Raw genomic sequence first — 25,694 nt, 5'->3', positions numbered from 1 at the left:
CATTTATAATGTTCTTTCGTTTTCTTTAATTGTTAAATCATTAATACTTGCATATCTTTTTTGCATTAATCCATTTTCGTCAAATTCCCAGTTTTCATTACCGTAAGCACGATACCATTGTCCTTCTTGATTTTGATATTCATATTCAAATCTTACGGCTATTCGGTTACCATGATAGCTCCATAGCTCTTTTTTTAGCTTGTAGTTTTGTTCATTGGTCCATTTGTGTTCTAAAAATTGTTGCACTTCATTTCTACCATTAATGAACTGGCTTCTATTGCGCCACTCGGTGTCAACGGTATAAGCCATGGAAACCTTTATAGGGTCTTTGCTGTTCCAGGCATCCTCTGCCAATTGTACTTTTTGTTTTGCTGTTTCTTCTGTAAAAGGGGGTAATGGGTACTTTTTCATAGTTCAAAAATTAATTACCGAACATTCGGTAAAATATTGTGTTAAATTTTTTTATGGGTTTAAATACTTGTGTTCAATGTTCTGTAGGGTTTTGTCAAAAATGCTGATATCTCCTAAGCCCTTGGTTACAATTAAGCTTCCTTGTATTTCTATCAATACTTGCAAGGCCTTTTCTTCTGCTGCTTCTGGAGTTAATTTTAAGGCAATGCCTATTTCTTTAAAGGCAGAAAGGTATGCGGTCATTCCTTGGTTGATCTGCTCTTCAAATAGTTCAATGCCGGCTTGCATAGAAAGTGCACGAAAAATGCAGATGTTTTTACCACCATCATATAAAGTTCTAATTGCGGATAAGCCTTCTTTTAATCTAGTAGATGGTTCAAGGTTGGTGTCCAATAGTGTATTAAAAACATTGTTGGTAACCCAATCTTCTAAGTGTTGCAATACAGCATCTGCCATTTCTTGCTTGCCGTTAGGAAACCTATGATATAAACTAGCTTTTTTAAGACCGGTAGCTTCTGATAATTCTTTTAAGCTAGCACCTTCATAGCCTCTTGATCTAAAGACTTTTGTTAACCCTGTTAATATTTCTATGTCCAATACCTTTTGTGGTCTCATGGTACAAATGTAATATTATTTTTTAATTACCGAACGATTGGTAAAATATTTAATATAAAATTAAGATTTTTGATTTTCTGTTGAAAACATAGGATGCAAAAAGGAAAGGTGGTATTGTAAATTGGTATGATGGGGTAGTAGTGTTCTGGTGTAATAGCCTTATCTTTAGTTTTATAGCCTATATTTTATAATATGTATAATACGGTGTACATACATTTTTCTATGAGTCTTAATCTGAAATAATATTAGGTTTATGTTTAATTTCAAAGTTGCAAGAATTGGCAATAAAACACATTTTATTAGCTTCTTCATGTAATTCTTTAGCTTCTTGAATTCTGTTTTTATCCGAAATTCTAACGGTAGGGTTAAGGGTAACTTCTGTAAACCTTCCGCTACCGTTATTATCTTCCGCCATTATACCCGTAGCATTATCCTCATATGCAGTTACTATAATTTTATGTACGGAACATAAATGTAAATACCATAGCATATGACATGCTGTTATTGAAGACAGAAAAAGATCTTCTGGGTTATATTTTGATTTGTCGCCCAAAAATGATGGATCAGAAGACCCATGAATTGCATCATATTTACCAACGGATTTAATTTCGTGATTACGGTTGTAAGAGGTATAGTTTAAAGTTCCGTTTCCCTCGTTACCTGTCCACTCAACTTTTATTTCGTATTTGTGACTTTTCATTTGAAGTACTTGTCGTTTACTTATCTATAGATAACGTGTTCCATTTTTGGTTCAGGATGTTGCTCAAAAGATCAATATAATTCCATCCTATTTTTCTTGCAGATAGTAGTAATAAACTATCTTGGTTATTTCTGTGGGACCTTGAGGGGTTGATACTATTTTTTACTATTCGTCTTTAAAAATGTTTAAATAATATAAATTAAATTCATCTGAATTTGCAATGGCAATATCTACCCAACCGTCAGAATTTATATCACCTACCGTAATATCATACGTTCTGGCCGCCATGTCTGTTAGCTTAATTTCTTCAAAGGTTTTTCCATCTATATTCATGTAAACAATATTAGGGGCAAGGTAGTTGGCTGTTGCAATATCAACAAAGCCATCTTTATTAAAGTCTGCTACGGCTACGGCATATGTGTCTATTTTGTTAGCACCATAAGAAGTGGTGTTTTTGTAACTGAAATTTTTATCACCAAAATATATGGTATTGGAACTATTAATATTTCCGGTTATTAAATCTGGGTAGCCATCGTTATTTATATCTGCTACCGAAACAGAACGCGTTTCAAAACTTCCTGTGCCAAAATCTAGCTGCTTTTTAAACTTTCTATTGCCCATGTTTATAAATATTTCATTGGCAATATTGTCTCTATTGGCAAGTACTAAATCTACTAATCCATCATTGTTTAAATCGTTTATAGCAATATCAATTGTAGAGTTTTGCTCGGTTTCTAATGTGGTACACGTAAATTGCAATTCCCCTTGGTTATAGCATATTGTATTTTTTTGTCCTCTATTGGTAATGATAAAATCTGTAAAGCCATTATTGTCTAGGTCACCGATTGAGATGTTTCTGGCATTTGAAATATGAGCAACTTCTGAATAAAATTCAAAATCTCCTTTTCCATTATTTAGATAAATTTTATGTGGTGCGTTATCATTGATTTCTACAATATCTAAGTCATTATCATTATCTAAATCGACCAATTCAGCAGTATAGCTGGTTGAACCTTTTGTTCCTAATGTCCCTACGGTGTTAAACCCTTTGCCGTAATTATAGAATATGTAATTATTTTCGGGCCAGTGACGCCCATTGGCGATAACAGCATCTAATTTTTGGTCATTGTTAATATCACCTAGACTAATTGAGGCACTTCTTTTTTTTTCTGTGCCAAAGCTTAATCTTGGTTCTTGTTCATTCATATCATTTCTAGAAAAAAATCCTCTTTCTTGAGCTGTGGTAATTTGAAATGCTGCAAGTAGTATTAATAATATAAGTTTATTCATAATAGATGATAAAGGGTGTTGGTTGATGAAAAGAATTAGTATCCCTTTCATTAGCATGATAACTTCAACTAAAATTTAGCTGTAGGTTTTAATTGACACATTAAATTTTACTTGTGAATTCTTCTTTTCCTAGTATGTACTAATTATTAAGGCAATGCTTTTTGCCATCCATCTTCAAGCTGTTTGGATAATTCTGGTATAATAGTATTCATATTATCCATATCAGCTAAATTCAGAGTTTCAAAAGGGTCTTTTTCTTTGTCGTACAATTCTGCATTTTTGTATTCTCCTCTAGTTCCTGTATTTGGGTCCCAACCATACCATTCTATATAATGGTATTTTTTTGTGTTTAGCGAATAACCCATATATCGATTACCATCGGCGGAAACCTTAGGTCTACGATGAAATTGACTAAATGCAGCAGTTTTCCATGGTAATTGGGGGTTCTCCGTTAAGGGGGCAAAGCTTTTTCCCTGCGAATAATTAGGTATATCTATTCCTGCTAGTTCACATAATGAAGGAAAAATATCTACCAATTCTACCATGGCATCTGTTTTTGCACCTGGGTTTTTTCGACCCGGATAGCTCACAATTAATGGAACTTTTAAATCGATATTGTAGTTGGTCATTTTTCCCCAACTATTATGATCGCCCAATTTCCAACCGTGATCTCCAAACAGTACGATAATAGTATTATCGTATATGTTCAATTCTTTTAAATGAGAAAATAAATCTCCAAGCAATGCATCTACATAAGTTACACTTGCATAATACCCTTGCTTTAAAGTACGTACGGTATCAATACTAATATTGTTTTCGGTAGTTGGGTGGCCTATATGTGAAAAGCCATCATAATGTCTTAATTCATACATGGAATTCATGCTGTGTAGCGGAGCCCCATTGGGTATATTAGGATTATTTGCCAATGGTATTTTTTCGGGGTCATACATGTCCCAATATTTCTTGGGAGCTGTAAAGGGTAGGTGAGGGCGAAAATAACCTAGTCCAAGATAAAACGGTTTGTCCATTTTTGAAAGACGAGATAATGTTTGCTTCGCCAATTTTGTTTGGGCACCGTCGTAATACATGGTGTCGTGAACATCTGCTGCCTCCCATGCAGGACCGGTATTCCACCCATCAGCATATCTAACAGATTTTAATTTTAATAACGAATCTCTTTTTAATGCTTGAGATTCGTTTACTTCTTTACTGATGTAAAAAGTTTCACCATCTCTACCTATCCAATCTTTTTGTAAATAACGTTTGGGTCTAAGGTCTGGCTCGTCCCAAGAGATAGAATCGGGCATGTAATTATGAAATATTTTACCAATATTAACGGTATGATAGCCAAATTTGGAAAAATATTGGGGCATTGTAACAGCATCTGGGTTTATATCGCGAAACTTATCTCCAAGATGCCATACTCTAGTGGAATCCGGTCTAATGCCAGTCATTAAGCTAGCTCTAGATGGCGCACAAACAGCGGCTTGGCAATAAGCGTCCATAAATGTTGTTCCTAACATTGCTAATTTATCTATGTTAGGGGTTATGGCAATACTGTCACCGTATACGCCTAAATTTGGTCTAAGGTCATCTATAGAAATAAATAGTACATTAGGTTTTTTAACTTTCTTTTCAGGCTCACTGCAGCTTGAAAGAATGAATAAGGAACTTATAACCGTAAGAAGGTTTTTAATGTAATTGTACTTCATTAAATGGTGATTTTGTACAGGTGGATAATTGATTGTCTATATTAATAATGGAAATATAGTAAAAACCTGTTTTGATATTCGTCTTAAACTATAATAAAATAAGCAGTTCAGATTAATATGCTAATCTCAAAAAAAAAGATACAAATCATATATTAAAGCTTAGAAATTTCTACAATGCTTTAACTGAGGGATTATTGTTTTACTTTTTTTGTCCAAAGCTAAATTCATTCCCGATAGCTATAGGGACAATAAATACTAAGACCTTTTTGTTTTAATGAAAAAAATACGCACAGCGTTTTTGGTTTTGTTATACACTGTTTTATTCTCAAAGTCCATTCCCGGAAGTTTTAAAAATCCAAACACCTAAGACAATGGTTATGGAATAAATTAATACCTACAAAGTTTGTTCCGTCGGCTCTATTATAAATTCTTAATCTATTAAAAGGAATGTAATTCAAACCTATAAAATGGAATAAAAGCATAATATTATTTTCTCTTTCAAGTCCGAAACTTTGTTATTTAAGCCTCGTTTGATTAACTCGAAAATACCATGACTGGTATTGATGAAGCATTACTAAAAATCTATTTAATTGATTGGAGTTTAAATGTACTCTGGTTCATTTAGAAATATGCTTGTTCACTTATTCTAGCTTTAAGTAAAATTAAATAAGCAAATAATTACGATGCTTTCAGGTCACTATTTCCATTCTTATATAAATTTACAATTGCTAATACAGAAGAGTATAACATTGTAAACACCATGACAGTTACAGCTGTTTCATAAAGGTTTGCTACCGTCCATGTATTTCCTGCCAAATCCTGTATTTCTGTTTTGTTGTCTATGTGATAAATGTATTGGGTAACATAAGAAAAAGCAATGGTTAAATATAGAACTATTGGTTGCACCCAATAAGATTTCTTATCAACCAAGCCTGAAGTTTTAATCATTTTTTGATTTTTGGCAAGAACTAGTGTAAATAGTTGCATAAAAAGGTAGCATGTGAAATACCAGCCAAGAAAATTGACCAAAGGGACACCTACAAAACCACCACCATTTTCCCAAACCCATAATCCTTGATAGGTAGATGTTGATGGGTCTTGAACCAAATCAAATTGAACCATTATAAATGCGCTTACCATTGGTAATAAGAAAATATTATTTTTTTTATCTAAATGGCGATCGGCATGGTTCAGTATAATAGAGCCAATTGTCCAAGACAAATAGCCAACAGAAATATAAATTGGACCTACAACTACAGGCACTTGGTCTATAAAAGGAACTGCAAAAGGAGCACTAGATAAATCATAATGATAATTTCCAAAAGGGAAGCCCGTATGTATGCTTAAATCTTCTAAAAATGTACTAACGGTATAAGCTATAATAACGAATAGTCCGGTACCTTTCCAACCATATCTAGCTATGCCGTGAATTACGAGAAATATGCACCCTGCCAGAGCAAGAATTCCTGTTGCTGGCCTTGGGTCATGAACAAAAATAAGGTTGCTAATAAAATATAGTAGTATTAATCCCCAACCTAAATAATAGCTGAATTTTGCAGATGAACTCATTTTTTTCATAATATTTCCTCATTAAATTTTTCCTTTCAGACAAATTAATGAGAAAATTAAATGACATTTATGAAACTAATTTCATCTTTCAAATACCTTTTTTAATCTTACTTAACCATTGTGGAGTTACACCAATAAATTCTGCTATATACTTTGAAGGAACATTTCTTGTAACCGGATTATGTTCGGTTATCAAATAGTGATATAACTTCTTTTTAGAAAGACTTATGAGTTTTGTTTTCATTTGACCTTCAATTATAAGTGCTTGTAAAATTTTGGCATTATAATATCTATTAAAAGCTTTGTACTCATTATTTAAACTATTGATACTGTCACGATGAAAAGCTATTAATTTTGAATTTTTATACGCTGTTAGCTGACAACTGGAAATAGATTTGGTAAAAAAACTTTCGGGCTCTGTCATATAGGGTTGATAATTATCAATATAAAAAGCAATGGTTCTGTACTTTGAACTATCCTCATTATAATATTGACTTATAAACCCACCCTCAATAATAAAATAAATATAATTGTTTCGTTCTCCAATATTTAAAAGTATCTCATTTCTTTTTACGCTTAATAGTTTTCCTTTAGATATGTTTTTCTGAATTAAGTTTTCGGATATGCCATACTTAGCTGCATCTTGTATTAGTCTTTTACTTAATTGATTGTGGTGATATGTTGTCATACTACTATTGCACAACGGTTTAGCTATGAACAATACGGAAGCAAACTATCATTTGCTTTCCGCCATGCATGTAGCGAAATCTTTTTGTTTTGTTTTTTCTTTTTTCGTCTAAAGCAAAATCCAAAAGATTTTGCGGTCCTTATAAAAATACAAAAACCTATAAACATTACGAGCTTCGGGCGTAATGTTTATAGGTTTTATTGGCAATAGTATTTTTGCGTGCAGTTTAGAGTATATTTTTCAAATCCTGTTTTCCGACAATCGCCATTATATCCACCGTATCATTATTGATTTTGAAGTAAATACTATCCGAACCGCAAACACATCTCCGATACCCTTTTTTTATGTATTCCACAGATTCAAATGAATAAGGTCTTTTTGCTATAATGTCAAAGTATTCGAAAAACGTTTCGAAATATATGTCCGCTTGTTGCTCCCCAAATTTTTTGATTCCGTAGCGACGAATGCGTATCAGGTCATCTTTTGCGTCATTACTTAATCTATATTTATTCATTAAGTTTAGACTTGGATTGTGCTAAGATTTGTTCTTTGCTATCATTGGTAAATCCACTTTTTTCAGACTTTTCCAATTTAACTCTAATCCAATCAATTTCAATTTGTTGGTTTCTAGCCTGACGAATTAGGTCATTAACAAGTTCGCTTTTACTTGAGTATTCTTGATTATCAACTTGTGTCTTTAACCATTCATCATTTGGTCCTGTGAAAGATATGCTCTGTCTAGCCATAAGAAATATAATTTGATGCTAATTTACATCAAAAACGAACCAATTCCAAAGTTTTGTAATATTGTTGCCAACGGTTTTGTATATGTTAAGTTGCGTGTTTGCGCGCGAGGAATTTCTGAAGGAAATTCAGACTTAATAAACTTGCAACGACCTTTGTTTTAGCACAACACCAGCGATTTTTTATGTACGGTGTTGTAACCAGTTTTTATGTTTCATTACTAAATTCGTCAAAAAAATTGCTCGGATTTCTTAAAAATCGGTCAGCATCTGAACCTTTTATTAAATGTACTAAATCCGAAATATTCGGTTTGCATAAATTTCCGTTTCTGTCCATTAAAATCCAATCATTTTCTTTACAAATATCAAGCATTGAATTAAGGAAATTCAGAGTAGTATCTGTTAAGTCAGTCCGAAACATAAATTCATCGATTAATTCATTAGTTTTATTTAAACCAAGACTAACATCGTGGTCAAATTCCGCTTTTTCATTTTTCCAAATTGTATCGTCAGTCCAACTTGCACGAGTAATTATTTTGTCAATTTGTTTTTCTAATTCCGCTACATTAACTTCTATCTCCTTCCACCAATTTGTTGTTCTTGCATCTTCAAATTCAGGCTCTAAATCTTCGTTGTCAGTTTCAGTAAATTTTTCCCAAAACTTTTCCCATTCAGAATGTTTAATTTCCAATTGATTTGGTAATTCTCCAAATTTCATTTCAATCGCCTTTTTCGGCAGAATGTATGTCATAAATTGGTTAATTGCCATTCGGTTTCTCAAATTAGTTACAACGGTTTGTGTAAGGATAGTTACGTGATTAAGCAACTAACTTAGCAAAAATTGAACGAACCAGAGGAAAATCCGTAGGATTTTCCCAGTAGGCTAGAACCAAGCAATTATTTTTACACTGTGTTGTACAACGGTTTTTAGGCATATCCGTTTATACTTAATTCATAATATTCTTTTGTTTCCAAGTTGATTTTTAAATTGAAAAAACAATTTCCACCATCATCAACTTGTACTAAATCGGTTTTCCAATATTCTATCCCAAAGTCATCACAAAAGAAATTAATCCACACTTCTTTTTGTCCTTTGTCATTGATTACTGGAACGTATTGTCTTTTGAATCCATCTAATTTTAATTCAAAACCTGTTTTTGTCCGTTGATATTCAGGATAAGTTTTGTTGTGTTGAATTAATTTAGTTTTTTGAATTTCATTATTTTCCTTAACTACAATTTTTAAAATGTTTTCTATTTCAATTAATTCCGATTGAGTAAGTTCAGTCGGTTTAACATTTTTGAAAATATAATACCATTCAGATTGGTAAGTCAGAATTACAAAATCAGATATTGTTAAATTAAATTCCGATTGAGTTTCTTCCTTTATTATAGTTTCATTTGTCTTTTTCCTTTCATTACAAGACGAAATTGAAATTAGAAATATGAAGATTAATTTATTCACTCAATATTCTTTTAATTGTTGTACAACCGTTCGGCTATGGCAAGTAGGGCAGGCAAGGAAACTTTTCGTTTCCTTCTGCGCACGAAGCTAAAGCTTATTGTTTAGTTTTATTTTTTCTTGTCCAAAGCTAAATCCATATGATTTAGCGACTTCATAAATATACACAGACCTTTAGAATTAGCCCTAAGCGCGCATTACGTTTAGCATCTATGTAAAAGCAGTAAGTCGAGTATCTTTAAGATGAACTAAAAATCAAAGATATGAACACTCAAATTACTGCTACACCTAAGTTATTCATTGGTATCGACATACACAAACGCAGTTGGAAGGTACACTGTGCGACGGATCTGTCATCCGGAAAGACTTTTAGCATGCCGCCCGATGCCGAACTGCTCAATGAATATGTAGCCAAGCATTATACAGGTTATGAAGTGTCCACCGCTTATGAGGCGGGCTGTTGCGGATACCGTGCACACCGGTGCTTTGTAGGTTATGGCTGGCGCAGCTTGGTGGTCAATCCGGCCGATATATTCAGGCGGGGCAAGGAGCGCCATACCAAGACGGACAGGATCGATGCCCAACTCATAGCACGGGAGCTCAAGGACGGCAGGTTGAGCGGTATTTGTGTGCCGGACAAGTGCAGGGAACAACTGCGGAGCCTTTTCCGTCGCAGGAACGATCTGGTCAAGGATATGCGCCAGATCAAGAGCTATATCAAGATGCAGTTGCTGTATTACGGTATAAGGATACCCCAAGAATTCGATAACGACCATTGGAGCCATAAGTTCAGGGATTGGCTCGATGAACTGGATTTCGGGTACGATACGGGCAATGAGGTCCTGCGTAGCCGTATGCGCAGTTTTCGGTTCATCGACCGGGAATTCCGGGAAGTTTCTACCTTATTGCGCCGGTATACCAAGAAACACTTTAAGAAAGATTATATGCTTTTACGGAGCATTCCCGGTATAGGTCCCATAGTGGCCAGTGGTATTTTGAGCGAATTGGGCGACCTGCGCCGTTTCGGTAATATCAAACATTTGGCCGGATATGTAGGTCTGGCACCGGGCATTTACCAAAGTGGCGATACCATCCGACATACGGGGGTGAGCATGCGTGCCCACCGGTTGATACGCAGTTATTTCATCGAGGCCTCTTGGCAGGCCATTCGAACGGATCCCGTGATGCAGGGCTATTACCGCAAGCATCACGGAAAAAATGTGAAGAGTGTCATCGTAAAGGTGGCCAGGAAACTACTGAGCAGGACATTGGCGGTGATAAAGACGGAGACCCCTTATGAGATAGGGGTATTGGAATAGAATATAGAGAAAGTAAAACAATAGGATAACCGAGCTCACAATAGAAGTAGAAAAGTCCGGATCACAGAACAATGTAGGTGGTCCCGCCGCTGGCGGGAACCACATCGGTTAGCAAGTGACCGGGCTTATTATAACTTATGATCATACAGATGCCGGTGGCCATGCCCAAAAGCACGGACCACATATAGGATGCGGAGCAAGTTATATATGGTGTTGAAATATTGACAACCAAGCATTATGCTGGAAAGGGTTGCCAACAATCCAACACCCCAAAATCAACATTATGGACCAATAAAAAATAAAATATTAACTTTAGAGAACTGGACTAGGGCTTTTCATAGGATACATTGTTGGGTGGCGTTATTTTTTCATTCCCATTATCATTTCGGTTCCTTGTTCTTTTACAGAAACAATCAGTTTATTTTCGGTCACCGAAATTAGTTTTTGGTCAACTTTTCCATCCAAATCGTCAGTTCGTATAATTTTATTGGATTTATCAAACTCCCATTTCCCAACATATTTTTGTCCTTCTTCCATTCCCTCTTGTTTTCCGTCCGCGTGAAATATTACCCAATTCATTTTCTGCATTTCAGCTGGTATTTCCATTTTTTGTCCAGCCATTTCAACATATTCTAAATGCCATTTTCCAGATGTTATTAATTCAAATTCGCTTTTTTCTTGAGCTATTAGATTTTGTAATGAGGTTAGAGCTAGAAAAGTTAAAAGGATTATTTTTTTCATTTTTGTTTGTTTAAATTTTATTGAGGTATTGTCCTAATGACACCCAACAATTGTATATGTGCACAATTGCACATATATCATATATATCATTGCCTAAATCTAGGAGATTTTAACAATTAAGGAAAGAAAAATCTATCAAAAAATAACTGTTTATAATATTGTATTATAGTTTAATACAAAATGTATAACTGGTTTTCATAACAGTTCAGTACCAAAAATCTACAATTGGATCCTTATTTCTTTTAATTGGGTAGAAAAGGTTTCATGTTTGTACACTATTAGGGTAACTATAGCATGCTAATGACTTCTACATAGAAATTCCTAATTTTAAAGAATTGAAGAAAATTAAAGCGAAGGTGCATGGGCGATTTTTTTAAGGTGCTAAGGGCAAGTATTATTATAACCATGGTAATGGTGCTAATACGGTTGCTTTTTTCAGACTGGCAAAATATAACGGTATATAGAGAGTTGCAGTTTGCCGGTATTAGTTTTTTGTATTCATTTGTGCTTACCTGTGTAAATGCATATTATAATGATTTTATATCAAAAATTTACAGTTGGGAAAAACAGACCAAAAAGCGACTATGGTATGGAGCTATTGGGTCTATTGTATTAACGGTCTTGGCATTTGGGGTTGTTAGGTGTTTCACAGAAATGGTCATTTTTGGGGAAACCTTTGATCAGTTTGTAAGTGGTGAAAAAATAGAATATTACATCTATGCGTTGATCATTACCCTTGTGGTTTCCTTATTCTTACATGCTTTTTACTTCTACAAAGCGCTACAGGATACCAAAGTAAAAGAGCAGAAAATTATTGCAGGCTCGGCATCGGCAAAGTTCGACGCTTTAAAGAATCAACTAGATCCACATTTTCTTTTTAATAGTCTTAACGTACTTACCAGTCTCATAGAAGAAGACCCTATGCAGGCCCAAAAGTTTACTACTTCGTTATCAAAAGTGTACCGTTATGTGCTGGAGCAAAAGAGCAAAAATTTAATTTCTGTAGATGAAGAGCTTAAGTTCGCCAGAACCTATGTACGTCTATTGAAAATGCGTTTTGAAGATAGTATCGTTTTTGAAATTCCAGATGAGGCAACAAACCCAGAGGCTAAAATAGTACCGCTGTCACTTCAGCTGTTGTTAGAAAATGCGGTAAAGCATAATGTGGTTACTTCGGCCAAACCATTGCATATTAAGATTTATGAGGAAGATGGTTATTTGTACGTTACCAATAACCTGCAAGAAAAGCAAGTGGTTAAAAAGAGTAGTGGTGTGGGCTTGCAGAACATTCGCCAACGGTATGCTATTCTTACCAAAAAAGAAATGCAGATCTTTAAGTCGGGCACCGAGTTTAAGGTACGTTTACCTATGTTGACCAATACCATATCTTTTAAAGAGACACAAGATGAGCATATAAGCGCAAAACGATATGAGAAGGCTAAACGTCAGGTAGAAGAAATTAAAGGCTTCTATGGTAATCTTACTTCGTATTGTATTGTAATTCCGATCTTGGCCTTTATAAATTATAGGACCACCAGTTTTACCTGGTTTATTTTTCCTGCCATAGGTTGGGGTATTGGTCTACTGGTACATGGGCTTAAGGCTTATGGTATTAACCCTATACTGGGTAAAGATTGGGAAGAAAGGAAAATTAAACAGTATATGGAAGATGATAGGTTCTAATACAACCAAAAGTAACATATCATGAAGATTACAGATCACATAAAAGATTCTATGAATGAAAGTGTTTTATGTTGGTTGGCAACAACATCTATTGATCTGGTACCCAATGTATCCCCAAAAGAGATTTTTAGTTTTTTTAAAGATGATGTTATCATCGTTGCCAATATAGCATCTCCGCAAACGGTAAAGAATATTAGGCAGAACAAGAATGTTTGTATCAGTTTTATAGATATTTTAAAGCAGAAAGGTTTTCAGCTTAAAGGAACTGCTGAAATTATTCAGAGAGACCACCCAGTTTTTGCTAAAATGGAAGAAGTGCTTTTAGAACTTACCAAAGTAAACTTTCCGTTTGCAACCATTACCAAAATTAATGTTCATAGTGCCAAGCCTATTATAGCCCCAAAATATTTGCTATATCCTGAAACTACGGAGCAAGAGCAAGTAGAAAGTGCCAGGAAATCGTACGGCTTAAAGTCCTAGTCCAATCTTAAATCTTCTTAAACTACAATTCAGTCATCAAAAATTACAACTGGGTATTTCATTTTTTAAAAACCTGGGTTATCTGCCGAAATTTGAAGTATAGAAATTAAAACAGGATTAACCTAAAACCTTTAAAGATGGAATCAAATATAACAAACGACCAAAATTACAAATACCAAAAGGCTAAAGAGAAAGTACAAGCGATCAAGGGCTTTTACGGAAATTTAATGGCATACTGTATTGTCATTCCAATTTTGGTCTATATCAATTATTCAACCACCAGTTTCCCATGGGCAATTTTTCCAGCATTGGGTTGGGGTTTCGGCTTGGTTATGAACGGACTTTATGCCTATGGCTACAACCCACTTTTCAGCAAAGATTGGGAAGAGAGAAAGATCAAAGAGTTTATGCAAAAATCGTAACCTAACAAATTGAAGATCATGGAAAACGCAAAATATAATAGAGCAAAAAATAGGGTAGAGGAAATCAAGGAATTTTACAATAAAGTACTCTCTGCCATAGGAACAATTATCATAGTAGCAAGCATTAATTATTATTTGAACGAATGGGAGTATGCCTGGTTTCTTTGGGTGGTATTAGGTTTAAGCATAAGCTTGTTTTTTAAAGCAAATAAAATCTTTAACTTGAATCCGTTTATGGATCGCGATTGGGAAGAGAGAAAGATGGAAGAATTTCTACGGGAAGAAGAAAACGCAAAAAAATGGAAATAATGGAACTCAACGAATTTGAATACGCGGACAAATTGGCAAGGGCCCGTAAAAAGGTCAATGATATAAAGGCATTTTATAGACATGCTACGGTGTACGTATTGGTCAACATATTTATTATTATAATTACGGTTTCGGCAAGAATGTCCGGTGGAGAGTCTTTTTCAGAAGCGTTCTTTCATTTTGCCACGTTTTCCACGCCATTCTTCTGGGGAATAGGTTTGGCATTCCATGCCGCCAAGGTTTACAACAAAAATATGTTGTTCAGTAGGGATTGGGAAGAAAGACAGATCAAGAAATTGATGGAAAAAGATGAAAAAGAAGCGGATAAATACAGGTAATATGGAAACTACAGGAATTGAAAACAACCATAATCTGGCTTATGCCAAGCAAAGAGTTCTTGAAATCAAGAATTTTTATAAGCACCTAGGTACATTTTTAAAGTTGAATTTTCTAGTGCTATTATTCAAAATTCAAGTGTTCGATAGATTTATAGGTGATATGGATCTAGACGCCAAGTTTGTGTACTGGTTAGAGTGGAACATTTACAGTATACCCATTATTTGGGGTGTTGTTGTAGCCTTTCATGCACTTTATGTTTTTGTATTAAAGTATAAAGATTGGTCTGTGTTCAAACCCAAATTTTTAAAAAATTGGGAGCAAGAAAGAATCAATGAAATTTTAAAGCGCAATGACCATTAACCAAGAATTATAATTTATAATTATCTTACATATACCCACCAAACCAAATTACCTATGAGAACCATTATAATAGAAGATGAAAAGCCTGCAGCGCGTAGATTGGGCAGAATGTTAGAAAGTTTAGATCTTGAGGTTTCTACAATGTTACATTCTGTTGATGAGGCTATACAATGGTTTCAAGAAAATGAACATCCAGATTTGATATTCTTGGACATTCAACTATCTGACGGACTCTCATTTGAGATTTTTGATGTTATTGAGGTGCACAGTGCCATTATATTTACCACTGCTTTTGATGAGTATGCGCTTAAGGCCTTTAAATTGAATAGTATTGACTACTTGCTAAAACCAATAGATGATGAAGATTTGGAGCAGGCGGTCAAGAAATATAGAAAACGCTTTAAGGTAGAAAGTGAGCCTAATAAAATTGCCTTAGATTTTGAGGATATTAAAAAGTTATTGGTAAATCCGCTAGAGCGCGAGTATAAAAAACGTTTTACGGCTAAGGTAGGACAGCATTTAAAGATTATAAATTCAGAAGATGTAGAGTGTTTTTATAGTGAGAACAAAGGCACTTATGCGGCAACAAAAGATGGTCGTAATTATTTATTGGATACCACTTTAGAGCAGTTGGAAGATGAACTTAAACCGCAGGTATTCTTTAGGGTAAGTAGAAAGTTCTTTGTGAATATTGACCATATTAAGGATATAGTATCCTATACGAACTCTAGGTTACAGATCAAGCTAAAGAACAATAACGACCATGAGATTATTGTGAGCAGGGAAAAAGTAAAGGACTTTAAGCTTTGGTTAGAATAGAAATTTCAATTATTTGAAAGTGAACTATTTGCGATAAAGGTCTTCTTCTTCGTCAATTCTGTTTTCATCGAATGCCGATGGTAACAGCTTTGGGATTAACTTAATAAATATAGGAAGCAGAATTGCCCCGCCCGGTAATATAAAAATCGCTAAAGAAGGTATGCTCTTAAAGATATCCAACAGTTGATTTTGAACCTTCCTCTTTTCCTCATCACTTAGATCTCTTACGGTAGATTTAGATAAAAGGGCTACCAATTCTGCACTTTGAGAAAGCTCTTTATGTAATCTTTTGCTATTGCGTAAAATAAGTTTCTTGACAATTTTACCCATGCTGTCGTAAAATTGCTTGGCTAAATTCTTTTCCTTTAAATAAGGAATGGTATCAAAATTAAGTTTAAAAAATTCGGTAACGTCGGTAATGGAGGTTGAGATAATAGTATTGTCAAAACCAAGGTCTTTACCAATGCCAAAAATAAAATCGGACTCCGTATAATCTAAAGAATGGTCTTCCCAAACGGTTAAACAGGCCATATCAAGTAAATACCTGTTTTCCCAATTATCCTTATTGTTCAATAGCCTTTCCCTGTAAGAACCATCAAAATTATTTTCGGCACAGTTAATATAGGTTAATGATGATGCCAATAATTGCGAAAGCTTATTGTCTTTTCTGTCCAGTTCCTTAGAACTTAAAGCATGGTAGCTAATATTTATGGCCAAATATTCAATTTCTTCCGCCTTTTCCTTTAAAGCGGGGTAGTCGTTTAAAAAATGCTTAAAAAGTAGTACATCTATAAACAGTAATGAATTGGTAATAAGACTATTAAAAGTTTTACTGATAATATTATCCTCAATATATATTCTAGAGGTCATCAACTTTTCTAGTTTGGCAGAAGTTTTATTACCGGTAAACCACTTATCAAAAAAGCTCTCGTTGTTGATTTTTAAAATTTCATAAAATTTGAATACCTGTTCTATAAATATGGAATAATCTTCGCCACCTTCAATACGGTAGGTAAAATACAAGGCATGTAGTAGGTTGATTTTAGCCTTCTCATCTTCAGAAAGGGTATGCTCCAATACAATAAAATCTGGTATGCTGGCATTTAGCCCGTATACAAAACCGCTTTTCTTTAGGGTAGTGTATAGCGCTTCAAAAGTGGGGAATGCATCTTGGTGTTTTTGCACCAACGAACCATATTTCTCGATCCAACCAGAGGAAGACGGGTTCATAATCTTAATAATTTAACACAGCAAAGTTAGCTAATTATTAATTCAAACCTTTTTATAAATAAGTACTTCTACACTATAAATGGTTTTTTTGATGATATGAATTTTAAGGATTTATAATAAAATTAAATTTTTTTTAAGAAAAAATGAACCTTCTCTTTTTTACTGCGTAAGTAAGGGTGATTCTAATCTAAAAAAAGAGATAATGAAAAAATCAAAATTATTTATGGGACTTGGGGCTTTGGCCCTAGTAGGAGGTCTTTTAGTGGCGGCAGATCATATTGATGCGCCTAGCTCTATGGGAACCACGGCAGATATTGCCGATTTTTATGCTTTTGAACCAACAGAAGGTTCAGACAATACCGTTTTTGCGGTAGATCTTCAATCTAATGTACTGCCAGATTTGGCTTATGGTACGTTCGATGAAAATGTATTACTGGAAATAAATATTGATACCGATAATGATTTGGTAGAAGATTTGGTAATACAAGCTATACCAAGAGATGGTAAAATGTACTTTTTTGGTCCGGTTGCACCAAGCGAAACAGGTTTGAACGGTTCAGTAATGGTAGATGCGCCATTAGGTTCAGTTGACATTTCTGCTGAAACTGCTATTGTAGAAACTACGGATAGTGGAGTTTCTTTATTTGCAGGTCCTAGACAAGATGCTTTTTTCTTTGACTTCTTTCAGTTCAATGAAGTAATTGGTGGTACGGCCCCATTAGGTTTTAAACCAGCGGGTGATCCAGATTCTACAGATGATGACGATGAAACTGCAGTCGATACTTTTGATGGCGCCAATACAATGGCCATAGTTGTTGAAATTCCTAATAGTCTTTTAGGAACTACAACGGGTCAAAATGCTTTGGGTCTAGAAGTATATAAGACTTGGGTAACTACAAATGTTAAGCAATAATAACTTTTTAAAAAAATAGTAAGATGAAATTTAAAAATATAAAATATACGTTTTTGTCTCTTTTGGCAGTAGCCGCATTAGCTTCTTGTAGTGATGATGATGACAATACACCAGTAGTGGTTACACCAACATGTGATGATGGTATTATGAACGGTGATGAAACCGGAGTAGATTGTGGTGGTACATGTACCCCATGTGAAGAAGCTATGGAACCAATGGAGCCAATGGAGCCAGACTTTACAGGTACTTATGCCCAAGTAGATTTTATGGGTAGACCAGGTATCAATACGGTATTAAGTGCAGATGGTGATATTAAAGATGCTCATAACATGTCTATTCCTTCAGAAATGGCTGCAACATTTCAAGCAGATTTTGAAGCAAGGTTAGAGGCATATCATGATGTGTATGCTAACATTTTAGGAGCTGATCCTGCAGATGTAAACTATGAAAACAACATATTAGGTTTAGATGCACCTACATTAACAGGTTACTTGGCTGCCGATGTTTTAGAGGTTGCTCCTAACTTGCCTACCACATACTTTTTACCAGGAGAAGATGCTGATATGGATGGTAATGTTTTAAATGACCCTGCAGTAATTGGTCTAACAGGAAGAACTCCTCAAGATGATGTTATTGATGTGTCATTGATATTATTATTTGGTGGATCTGATGGCATTAGATTTAGTGGTCAAGATACCGATGATGATGGTATGGCAGATTTACCAAGATTAACCTCAGATGGCGTTGGGCTAACGGCCACTGTAGGTACTACGTTCCCATATTTGGGAGCACCAGAATAAGAAGTTGCCTTAACCTTACTTATTGTTAACGGTAGGTAAGATTGGCACATCCCTAAATTGTTTATGAAAGAGAAGGGAAGGGAGGGTTGAAAGGCCCTCCCTATTTTAAACGATCCACAAAAAAACAACCTTATGAAATTAATAAAGCTTTTAATAGTAGTGTTACTGGTATCATCTTGTAATACTAAGAATCATGATGCAATTGCAAACAAAAAAGATTACGATAAATATTTAGTAGCTAATGAGGTCAAGACCACATCAAAATATTTTGATCTTTGGAATTCTAAAATTAGATCAGACAGTATGCAGCTAACCAGTTTTGGTGTAGTAGGCGGGGAGTACAGCAGGTATTTTCAACAAACTGGTGATATAGCGTTTTTAAAGAAGGCTGAAAAAAGTTTAAAAAGAGCCGTTGATATTGCCAATATAGGTAAACCCGGTTTTTACAGGTCGCTGGCCAGAAATTACATTTCCCAGCATCGTTTTAAAGAAGCCCTTCAGTTAGCAGATTCTGCAGCGGCAATAGGTGGTGATAAAACAGAAACCCAAAGTTTGTACTTTGATGTTCATATGGAACTAGGAAACTATGATGTAGCAGAAAGCTATTTAGATAGTTTAAAGAACATGTCAGATTTTGGATACATGATCCGTGTGGCAAAATGGAACGATTACAAGGGAGATTTAGATACGACCATAAATTTTATGGAAAAGGCCAGAACGAAGGCCGAATTGTCTAAAAATAATGATTTAATGTTATGGAGCTACACCAATTTGGGCGATTACTACGGGCATGCCGGTAGAATTGAGGATTCATACAATCATTATTTAAAAGCGCTGGAAATTGACAACAACAATGCATACGCTAAAAAAGGTATTGCATGGATCGTATTTTCCAATGATAAGAACTCTAAAGAGGCCATTCGCATTTTGGACTCCGTTACCAAAACCTATGATGCACCAGATTATTTTCTGTTAAAAGCAGAAATTGCCGACTATTCAGGTGATGACTTAATTCGTACAAAGAATTTGGACGAGTACTTTACCCGCGTAAAAGATAAAGCATATGGTGATATGTATAATGCCTATAATCTGGGCTTGTACATTGGTGAAACCAAACAATATGACAGTGCCTTGATTTTGGCACAAAGGGAGGTAGATAATAGGCCTACACCAGAATCTTATAGTTGGCTGGGCTATAGTCACCTTAAAAATGGGGACAAAGAACAGGCTATGAAAATTATGGATACCTACGTATACGGAAAAACATTTGAACCTGCGCTGCTTTACCAAGCTGCCGAGGTATACAAGGCAAACGGAAAAGAAGACAGAGTTAAGAAAATTAAAGGAGAATTAATAGGAGCCATTTATGAACTGGGTCCTGGTATGGAAAAGCAAGTCCATGATCTGTAATTGATAGCCCAATTATTTTCATTTCATGTTTGTTTTAGGTTGGATTGTTTTTTTTTCAACGCCACGATGTAAAGTCGTGGCGTTGTTATTATTATGCATTTCGTCGAATTTTTGGTTTTTTTTAACAGGCGCATAGATGAAATACATATATTTATCGACCAAATACATTTTAATGTGCGCCCCACGACTTTAAAATGTGAACTAAAAGTAACCAAGTAAACCAATTAGTGTTATGGAATACCTACTCTTTACATTATGGATCAGCTTAATGATTTTATTGGTCGGCAAAACTATAGTTGCCTACAGGTCTTTGCAAAAGACATTAAATCGTACCAATAGCTCTATCTAAATCAATTTTCTTAGCAGTACCGGTAATAATAGTAAATCCAATATCAACGCTGTTACCAAGGTTACACTAATGATCAACCCAATGGTAACACTGGGCTGATGAATTGAAAACAGCATTACCATAAATCCGAAGAACAATATAATGGTTGTAATGACCAGGGCTCTACCTGTTTGTGCAAAGGTTTTTTCAATGGCCGCCTCTTTTTCCAGCCCTTGGGTAATACCTAACTTGTATTTTCCTAAAAAGTGAATGGTGTCGTCTACCGCAATTCCAAATACTATGGCGAATACCACAGATAACGATGCTTCTAACGGAATACCCAGAAAACCCAACATGCCACCTGCAAATAAAATAGGTAGGATATTGGGCACCAATGAAATCAAGAATATTTTAATATCCTTGAAAACAAAAGCCATAATGACCCCGATCAATAATAAACCATAGAGTAATCCTTCAAGAAGACTACTTCTTATGTATTCGGAATTTTTATCCAACAAAATACTCTTACCCGTTACTTTTATTTTAACCAGAGAGGTGTCTAATTGGGTATTGGCAAAAGCATCAATGTTTTCATAAACCACTTTTAGGTTGTCTGTTCCAATATCTTGTAATCGGCCATTGATACGTGCAATAGATTCATCTGCATTTACAAATTTTGCAAGCTGTTTACGTGCAAGTTTACGCGTATCTTTTTGATATTTTAAGAACGTTTTTTTGTCTTGTGGAAGCTTAAAGAAAGCCGAGTTGTTTAGGTTATTGGCCTTGTTCAATATTTTATAGGCAAGGTTAGAAGATTGTAAGCTCCCTATACTTTCAATTGTTTTAAGGTACGTAAGCAATTTTTCAATTTCCAAAGCCACTTCATATTCGGTTACCTTATGGTCATTAACACCCATTACAGCAATTTCCAAGGGTCTAAATCCTGCATAATTGTCCTGAAAATATTCAAAATCTAAGGCAATTTTACTTTCAGAAGGTAAGGTCTGTTTAAGTTCTTGGTTGGTCTGCACCATATATATACCTAAAATACAGAGTGCGGTAAAAAGTACAGTACCGGCAATAATGGTTTTAGGAAATTTTTTGGTGAACGTATTGATCTTTAATAAGTAATTGACCCAATTTTCTGAGATGCTTTTACGCCCCACCAACGATTTTTCCGGTAAACTTATTAGCAATGATCCTGTTAGGAATATTACCGTAATATAAGCTACCAAAACACCAATGGCGGCATTGATTCCAAATTCTTGGATGCTCACTAATCTAGATGATAAAAGCGTCACAAAACCAACGGCAGTAGTTACAGAGGTAAGTAAGGTAGTCATACCCACTTCTTTTAAAGATGAGGTTATGGCCGCATATCGTGGAATACTACTTTGTAGTTTTCGTATATAACTATCGGTTAGGTGTATAACATCAGAAGTACCTACAATGAGCATTAATACAGGGTAAAATGCTGCCATAGCGTTCAGTTCTTTGCCTAGCCAGCCCAAAAGCCCCATAAACAATAAGAGTGACATGGCTATCGAGAAAACCGAAATTAAAACTACGGGCATACTTCTGTACACCAATAGAAGAATAATAAACACCAAAATAGAAGCTACTATAGTGGTTGTCAATACTTCGCTCTTTTGCATTTCTACAATAGCTTCATAAAAGAAGGCCCTGCCAAGAATATGGTAATTGGGCAGATTATTCGCTTTTAAAGATGCCCTAATTTGATTTAAAAGTTGTTTAGACTGCTGGTAATTGAGGTTGTCTACGGTTTGTAAGGCCAGTACCATTGATTTTCTGTCCTTAGCAATAAGCGTATTAATAAATAAGGAATCAGATTTTATTTTGTCCCAGTCTTGTTCATATAAACTGGGGTCGTTGATATGGATAATGGGCAACGTGGTATAACCAAAAGATGTCTTTAGAGGGTAGGATAACGAGGTAATAGAGCTGCTTTCCAATACAAATTCAAAATCCTTGCTTTCTTTGGAAATTGCCTGGAACTTTTTTAGAAAGTCTTCTTGAAATACATCTGTAGGGTTCTTTACGGCAATAAGTAAAAAATTGTCATCAGTACCAAATTCTTCAACATACTTATCATAAAAAGCCAAATCAGGATCTTCTTCAGGAAAAAACTGACTAAAATCGAATGAAAATTGGAGCTCATCCAATTTAGAGACCGCCAATACGCCTAGTAGTATGAACAGTACAACAAAAAACTTTTTAAGGAAACCAAAGTCAACCTTCATAGAAAAGTATAAATCTATTTCGGGTGCAAATTTAACACTCTATAAGCTAATCAACGCACTAAGAACCAAATAAGAATATTTCTTATGTTGGGGTAATTAATAACTAAAGAACCCAAAACACCATACTATGGTTACAATTCTATAAAATTGTCCAAATAAAGGGTCCAGTCATAGTTTGTGTATTCAATATCTACATCTTTTGTAGAAGGTATGATATCGTTTTCTTTCAAGATTTTTTTAACACCGTTTTTTCCGCCAAAATCTCCCCTAAACCAATTGAATAATGATGTAACCTTAACTACATTGGTTTCTGTATTGAACTCACTTGTTTTTTCTAGATGTTTTTTTGTGCCTATTTCTAACTGTTCTGGTAGGCGTTCCCATTCATATATGGCTACTGGTGGACAATCTTTGGCGCCACAGTTCAACGCAAAATGTATATTGTACACAGGTTTGTCAACTCTTAGTTTTCGTTCAAATTTGTTAGGGAACCATTTGCGTATATAGCCCAATCCGTATTCCCATTGAGATTTTCTAATAAGACCATGTTCAATTTTTGCAAACGAAACCATTTCACCGGCAATCTTAATTTGCTCCAATTTAAAAAAACTGCCACGGTCATCATACAATTCAGGATTATTCTGCAAAATAACCTGTATATAAGCATTGTAAATATTCAACCAAAACGCCAAACGTTTATCATTGGTGTCAAGAGCGGCATCCAATTCCTTAATGGTGGTATTTGCTAAAATATTTTGTATTTCCTGAGTATCTTCTTCGGCTTTTATTTTATGCAAGAAAGATTCTGATAGCTCATTGAAGTCAACGCTATTGTCACCAGCTTCCGTTTGTGCCTGTAAATTGGTTTTAGCCGTACATGATAATGCTAATAGAGCAGCTAAAAAATATAGTCTTAATTTCATAATGTAGTTTTAGGTCACCTTACTTACGTAAATGTATTTGAAAGGTTTGTTTCACCTTGGTCGAGTATATGTTTAATTGATTACGTTAACTTTTTTATAATTATAAAGCCAGTATTAAAACTATTTTGACCAACTTACGTAAATAAACAAAAGTTGGTGTCAATCAAAACAATAGTAATTAACCAAATTTCTACGAATCAACCAGTTATATGATCAGTATAATTATACCTGCCCATAATGAATATGATAATCTACAGCGACTTTTTGGTATTGCATGTTTTTTAGAGCATAATAAATTAGTAGAAGTAATTGTAGCCTTATCACCCGGTAATTCTGATGATATTGAATTACTGGAATGTAGTAGCAAGGTAAAAATACTGCGTTGCAAGAATAAGGGTAGGGCTTCTCAAATGAATGAAGCGGCTAGTTTGGCATTAGGCCATACACTGGTTTTTTTACATGCAGATGTAGTACCGCCTGCTGAATTTATAGATAACATATTGCAAAGTTTGGAAGACGGCTATGATGCAGGATTTTTCTCTTACCGATTTGATAAGGATAAATGGTATCTACGAATAAATGCAGCCTTTACGGCTAAAGACGGCTTGTTTACGGGTGGCGGTGATCAATGCCTATTCATTAGGAAAGAAGCATTTGAACAGCTAGGCCGTTTTAATGAGCAACAGGTGCTTATGGAAGATTTTGAATTTTTTGCAAGGATGAAGAAAGAGCGGATATCTTACACCATAATAAAGAACGATTTGGTAGTTTCGGCACGTAAATATGAATCTAATTCGTATTTACGGGTCAATTTGTCCAATTTCATCTTAGTGGTACTATTTAAGTTGGGATATCCAGGAAATAAATTAAAATCGCTTCATAATAAATTGATACGCACCCCATATAATGGTTGAAATAATTAACGGTATTCAACAAATAGGCATTGGAGTATCAGATGTCAAAAAAGTATTTAATTGGTATAGAAACCATTTAGGTTTTGATATTTTATTATTTGAAGATGAGGCAGTTGCGTCATTGATGTCTCAATATACCAATAATAAGGTTGAGAAAAGGGAAGCATACCTATCGCTCAATATGACCGGTGGTGGTGGTTTGGAAATTTGGCAATTTAAAGACCGAATTCCCGTAGCATCTGAAAATCCTATAAAATTCGGCGATTTAGGTATATACGCTATGAAGATAAGATGTGGTAATCTTATGAAAATGCACACGTACTTAAAAGAATTAGGGGTGCTTAATTTATCGGAGATAAGCCATACCCATAAGCCAAATTTCTATTTTAACGACCCCTTTGGAAACCGTGTTCAGCTGGTAGAAGATATGTATTCCTTCTCTAAGCAGTCTTCATTAAATGGGGGAGTGCTAGGTGCTGTTATAGGGGTTAGTGATATTACGAAATCTATGGGGTTTTACTCCACTATGCTGGGGTATACTAAAGTAGTGTACGATGCAATAGATTCGGTTTTATCCACCGATAAGAAAAAGTGTAGAAGGGTGGTGTTACAGCAAGAACGTACGTCTGTTGGTGGTTTTGGAGACCTTTTGGGACCTACGCAACTAGAACTTGTTCAGCTGCTAGATGAAAGGCCAAACAAGATATTTAAAAATAGGCTATGGGGCGATTTGGGTTACATTCACCTATGTTTTGATGTATCTGGTATGGCTGTGATAAGGGAAAAGGCGATCAAGAACAACTCTCCTTTTACGGTAGACAGTGCCAACAGTTTTGATATGGGCGATGCCGCCGGTCATTTTAGTTATATGGAAGATCCAGATGGCACGTTGATAGAATTGGTAGAGACCCATAAGGTACCTATCTTAAAAGCGCTAGGTTTGTATCTAAACCTAAAGAAAAGAAATCCAAATAAGACCTTACCTAAATGGCTAGTAAAGAGCCTTGCCCTACACAGGGTTAATACAGACCGATGATTCTATGGGCTAATTTTGGCTGGTATTTCTAATGAGTCCTATACCCGAAAAGAAGAAAATGGCACCTAAGACACCATAGACAATAAGTTGTTTTGTTGTTCCGCTGCTATTAGCGAATAATATTGCAGTATAAACCAGCCCACCGATTCCTAATAAGGTAAGCACCGTTCCAAAAATTTTCTTTAAATCCATGTTGGAAAAATAATAAAAAAAATGGG

At 35.0% G+C, this 25,694-nt stretch carries 29 protein-coding genes; 13 read left to right on the top strand and 16 right to left on the bottom strand.

Going from position 1 to position 25,694, the window contains the following annotated elements; genetic code table 11:
- Positions 1–3: 3 nt before the first annotated feature.
- The 11 genes from I600_RS03670 to I600_RS03620 all read right to left on the bottom strand — a co-directional run bounded on the left by I600_RS03670 (position 4) and on the right by I600_RS03620 (position 9,192).
- Positions 4–411, bottom strand: coding sequence for a nuclear transport factor 2 family protein (locus I600_RS03670; protein WP_058103141.1), 408 nt, complete (start codon positions 409–411; stop codon positions 4–6).
- 51 nt (positions 412–462) lie between these two features.
- Positions 463–1,026 (bottom strand): TetR/AcrR family transcriptional regulator, encoded by a 564-nt coding sequence (locus I600_RS03665; protein ID WP_058103140.1) that lies wholly within the window; start codon positions 1,024–1,026, stop codon positions 463–465.
- A gap of 229 nt (positions 1,027–1,255) precedes the next feature.
- Positions 1,256–1,726, bottom strand: coding sequence for an OsmC family protein (locus I600_RS03660; protein ID WP_058103139.1), 471 nt, complete (start codon positions 1,724–1,726; stop codon positions 1,256–1,258).
- Positions 1,727–1,891: 165 nt separating this feature from the next.
- The gene (locus I600_RS03655; RefSeq protein WP_058103138.1) at positions 1,892–3,016 is read right to left on the bottom strand and encodes an FG-GAP repeat domain-containing protein; all 1,125 of its coding nucleotides are present in this window, start codon (positions 3,014–3,016) and stop codon (positions 1,892–1,894) included.
- 146 nt (positions 3,017–3,162) lie between these two features.
- Complete coding sequence (locus tag I600_RS03650) at positions 3,163–4,728, bottom strand: sulfatase (RefSeq protein ID WP_058103137.1); 1,566 nt, start codon at positions 4,726–4,728, stop codon at positions 3,163–3,165.
- Positions 4,729–5,406: 678 nt separating this feature from the next.
- Positions 5,407–6,306 (bottom strand): carotenoid biosynthesis protein, encoded by a 900-nt coding sequence (locus I600_RS03645; protein WP_058103136.1) that lies wholly within the window; start codon positions 6,304–6,306, stop codon positions 5,407–5,409.
- Positions 6,307–6,385: 79 nt separating this feature from the next.
- On the bottom strand, positions 6,386–6,985 hold the full coding sequence (locus tag I600_RS03640; RefSeq protein WP_058103135.1) for a Crp/Fnr family transcriptional regulator: 600 nt from the start codon (positions 6,983–6,985) through the stop codon (positions 6,386–6,388).
- A 226-nt stretch (positions 6,986–7,211) separates the two neighbouring features.
- Positions 7,212–7,499 carry a type II toxin-antitoxin system RelE/ParE family toxin gene (locus tag I600_RS03635; protein ID WP_058103134.1) on the bottom strand — a complete coding sequence of 96 codons (288 nt, stop codon included), beginning with the start codon at positions 7,497–7,499 and terminating at the stop codon, positions 7,212–7,214.
- Positions 7,492–7,731, bottom strand: coding sequence for a ribbon-helix-helix domain-containing protein (locus I600_RS03630; protein ID WP_058103133.1), 240 nt, complete (start codon positions 7,729–7,731; stop codon positions 7,492–7,494). The genes I600_RS03635 and I600_RS03630 overlap by 8 nt, the downstream gene beginning before the upstream one ends.
- Positions 7,732–7,936: 205 nt before the next feature.
- On the bottom strand, positions 7,937–8,497 hold the full coding sequence (locus tag I600_RS03625; protein ID WP_058103132.1) for a hypothetical protein: 561 nt from the start codon (positions 8,495–8,497) through the stop codon (positions 7,937–7,939).
- Between the two features lie 158 nt (positions 8,498–8,655).
- Positions 8,656–9,192: a hypothetical protein gene (locus I600_RS03620; protein ID WP_058103131.1), complete on the bottom strand. Its 537-nt coding sequence runs from the start codon at positions 9,190–9,192 to the stop codon at positions 8,656–8,658.
- Positions 9,193–9,452: 260 nt separating this feature from the next.
- On the opposite strand from I600_RS03620, the gene I600_RS03615 reads away from it, so the two are divergent.
- Complete coding sequence (locus I600_RS03615) at positions 9,453–10,508, top strand: IS110 family RNA-guided transposase (RefSeq protein ID WP_058103130.1); 1,056 nt, start codon at positions 9,453–9,455, stop codon at positions 10,506–10,508.
- A gap of 360 nt (positions 10,509–10,868) precedes the next feature.
- Here the strand turns inward: I600_RS03615 and I600_RS03610 are convergent, their stop codons facing one another.
- Positions 10,869–11,249, bottom strand: a complete 381-nt coding sequence (locus I600_RS03610; protein WP_058103129.1) for a hypothetical protein — start codon at positions 11,247–11,249, stop codon at positions 10,869–10,871.
- A gap of 360 nt (positions 11,250–11,609) precedes the next feature.
- On the opposite strand from I600_RS03610, the gene I600_RS03605 reads away from it, so the two are divergent.
- From I600_RS03605 to I600_RS03575, 7 genes are all read left to right on the top strand, one after another.
- Entirely contained in the window at positions 11,610–12,932 is a 1,323-nt protein-coding gene (locus I600_RS03605; protein ID WP_058103128.1) for a 2TM domain-containing protein, read from the top strand.
- A 21-nt stretch (positions 12,933–12,953) separates the two neighbouring features.
- Positions 12,954–13,412, top strand: a complete 459-nt coding sequence (locus I600_RS03600; protein ID WP_058103127.1) for a pyridoxamine 5'-phosphate oxidase family protein — start codon at positions 12,954–12,956, stop codon at positions 13,410–13,412.
- A gap of 137 nt (positions 13,413–13,549) precedes the next feature.
- Positions 13,550–13,834: a 2TM domain-containing protein gene (locus tag I600_RS03595; RefSeq protein WP_058103126.1), complete on the top strand. Its 285-nt coding sequence runs from the start codon at positions 13,550–13,552 to the stop codon at positions 13,832–13,834.
- 18 nt (positions 13,835–13,852) lie between these two features.
- Positions 13,853–14,143 (top strand): 2TM domain-containing protein, encoded by a 291-nt coding sequence (locus I600_RS03590; RefSeq protein WP_058103125.1) that lies wholly within the window; start codon positions 13,853–13,855, stop codon positions 14,141–14,143.
- Positions 14,134–14,481: a 2TM domain-containing protein gene (locus tag I600_RS03585; protein ID WP_082642878.1), complete on the top strand. Its 348-nt coding sequence runs from the start codon at positions 14,134–14,136 to the stop codon at positions 14,479–14,481. Before I600_RS03590 ends, I600_RS03585 begins: the two co-directional genes overlap by 10 nt.
- Positions 14,453–14,842, top strand: a complete 390-nt coding sequence (locus I600_RS03580) for a 2TM domain-containing protein (RefSeq protein ID WP_058103124.1) — start codon at positions 14,453–14,455, stop codon at positions 14,840–14,842. Before I600_RS03585 ends, I600_RS03580 begins: the two co-directional genes overlap by 29 nt.
- Positions 14,843–14,896: 54 nt before the next feature.
- Complete coding sequence (locus I600_RS03575; protein WP_058103123.1) at positions 14,897–15,661, top strand: LytR/AlgR family response regulator transcription factor; 765 nt, start codon at positions 14,897–14,899, stop codon at positions 15,659–15,661.
- A 24-nt stretch (positions 15,662–15,685) separates the two neighbouring features.
- Here I600_RS03575 and I600_RS03570 read toward each other — a convergent pair whose 3' ends face one another.
- A complete protein-coding gene (locus I600_RS03570) occupies positions 15,686–16,891 on the bottom strand; it encodes an LETM1-related biofilm-associated protein (protein WP_058103122.1) in 1,206 nt (401 codons plus the stop codon).
- 202 nt (positions 16,892–17,093) lie between these two features.
- Here I600_RS03570 and I600_RS03565 point away from each other — a divergent pair, with 202 nt between their 5' ends.
- The 3 genes from I600_RS03565 to I600_RS03555 all read left to right on the top strand — a co-directional run bounded on the left by I600_RS03565 (position 17,094) and on the right by I600_RS03555 (position 20,014).
- On the top strand, positions 17,094–17,804 hold the full coding sequence (locus tag I600_RS03565) for a DUF4331 family protein (RefSeq protein WP_058103121.1): 711 nt from the start codon (positions 17,094–17,096) through the stop codon (positions 17,802–17,804).
- A 23-nt stretch (positions 17,805–17,827) separates the two neighbouring features.
- Positions 17,828–18,604, top strand: a complete 777-nt coding sequence (locus tag I600_RS03560; RefSeq protein WP_058103120.1) for a DUF4331 family protein — start codon at positions 17,828–17,830, stop codon at positions 18,602–18,604.
- A 132-nt stretch (positions 18,605–18,736) separates the two neighbouring features.
- Positions 18,737–20,014 carry a tetratricopeptide repeat protein gene (locus I600_RS03555; protein WP_058103119.1) on the top strand — a complete coding sequence of 426 codons (1,278 nt, stop codon included), beginning with the start codon at positions 18,737–18,739 and terminating at the stop codon, positions 20,012–20,014.
- A 345-nt stretch (positions 20,015–20,359) separates the two neighbouring features.
- Here I600_RS03555 and I600_RS03550 read toward each other — a convergent pair whose 3' ends face one another.
- Complete coding sequence (locus tag I600_RS03550; RefSeq protein WP_058103118.1) at positions 20,360–22,603, bottom strand: efflux RND transporter permease subunit; 2,244 nt, start codon at positions 22,601–22,603, stop codon at positions 20,360–20,362.
- 131 nt (positions 22,604–22,734) lie between these two features.
- Positions 22,735–23,526, bottom strand: coding sequence for a DUF547 domain-containing protein (locus I600_RS03545; RefSeq protein ID WP_058103117.1), 792 nt, complete (start codon positions 23,524–23,526; stop codon positions 22,735–22,737).
- A 209-nt stretch (positions 23,527–23,735) separates the two neighbouring features.
- Here I600_RS03545 and I600_RS03540 point away from each other — a divergent pair, with 209 nt between their 5' ends.
- Both I600_RS03540 and I600_RS03535 read left to right on the top strand, forming a co-directional pair.
- On the top strand, positions 23,736–24,440 hold the full coding sequence (locus tag I600_RS03540; RefSeq protein WP_058103116.1) for a glycosyltransferase: 705 nt from the start codon (positions 23,736–23,738) through the stop codon (positions 24,438–24,440).
- Positions 24,433–25,476 (top strand): VOC family protein, encoded by a 1,044-nt coding sequence (locus I600_RS03535; protein WP_058103115.1) that lies wholly within the window; start codon positions 24,433–24,435, stop codon positions 25,474–25,476. Before I600_RS03540 ends, I600_RS03535 begins: the two co-directional genes overlap by 8 nt.
- A 9-nt stretch (positions 25,477–25,485) precedes the next feature.
- Here the strand turns inward: I600_RS03535 and I600_RS03530 are convergent, their stop codons facing one another.
- On the bottom strand, positions 25,486–25,668 hold the full coding sequence (locus I600_RS03530) for a hypothetical protein (protein ID WP_058103114.1): 183 nt from the start codon (positions 25,666–25,668) through the stop codon (positions 25,486–25,488).
- Positions 25,669–25,694 lie beyond the last annotated feature (26 nt).

The sequence above is a fragment of the Maribacter dokdonensis DSW-8 genome, from assembly GCF_001447995.1.
GTDB lineage: Bacteria > Bacteroidota > Bacteroidia > Flavobacteriales > Flavobacteriaceae > Maribacter > Maribacter dokdonensis.
This window is presented reverse-complemented; position numbering and strand designations above follow the sequence as displayed.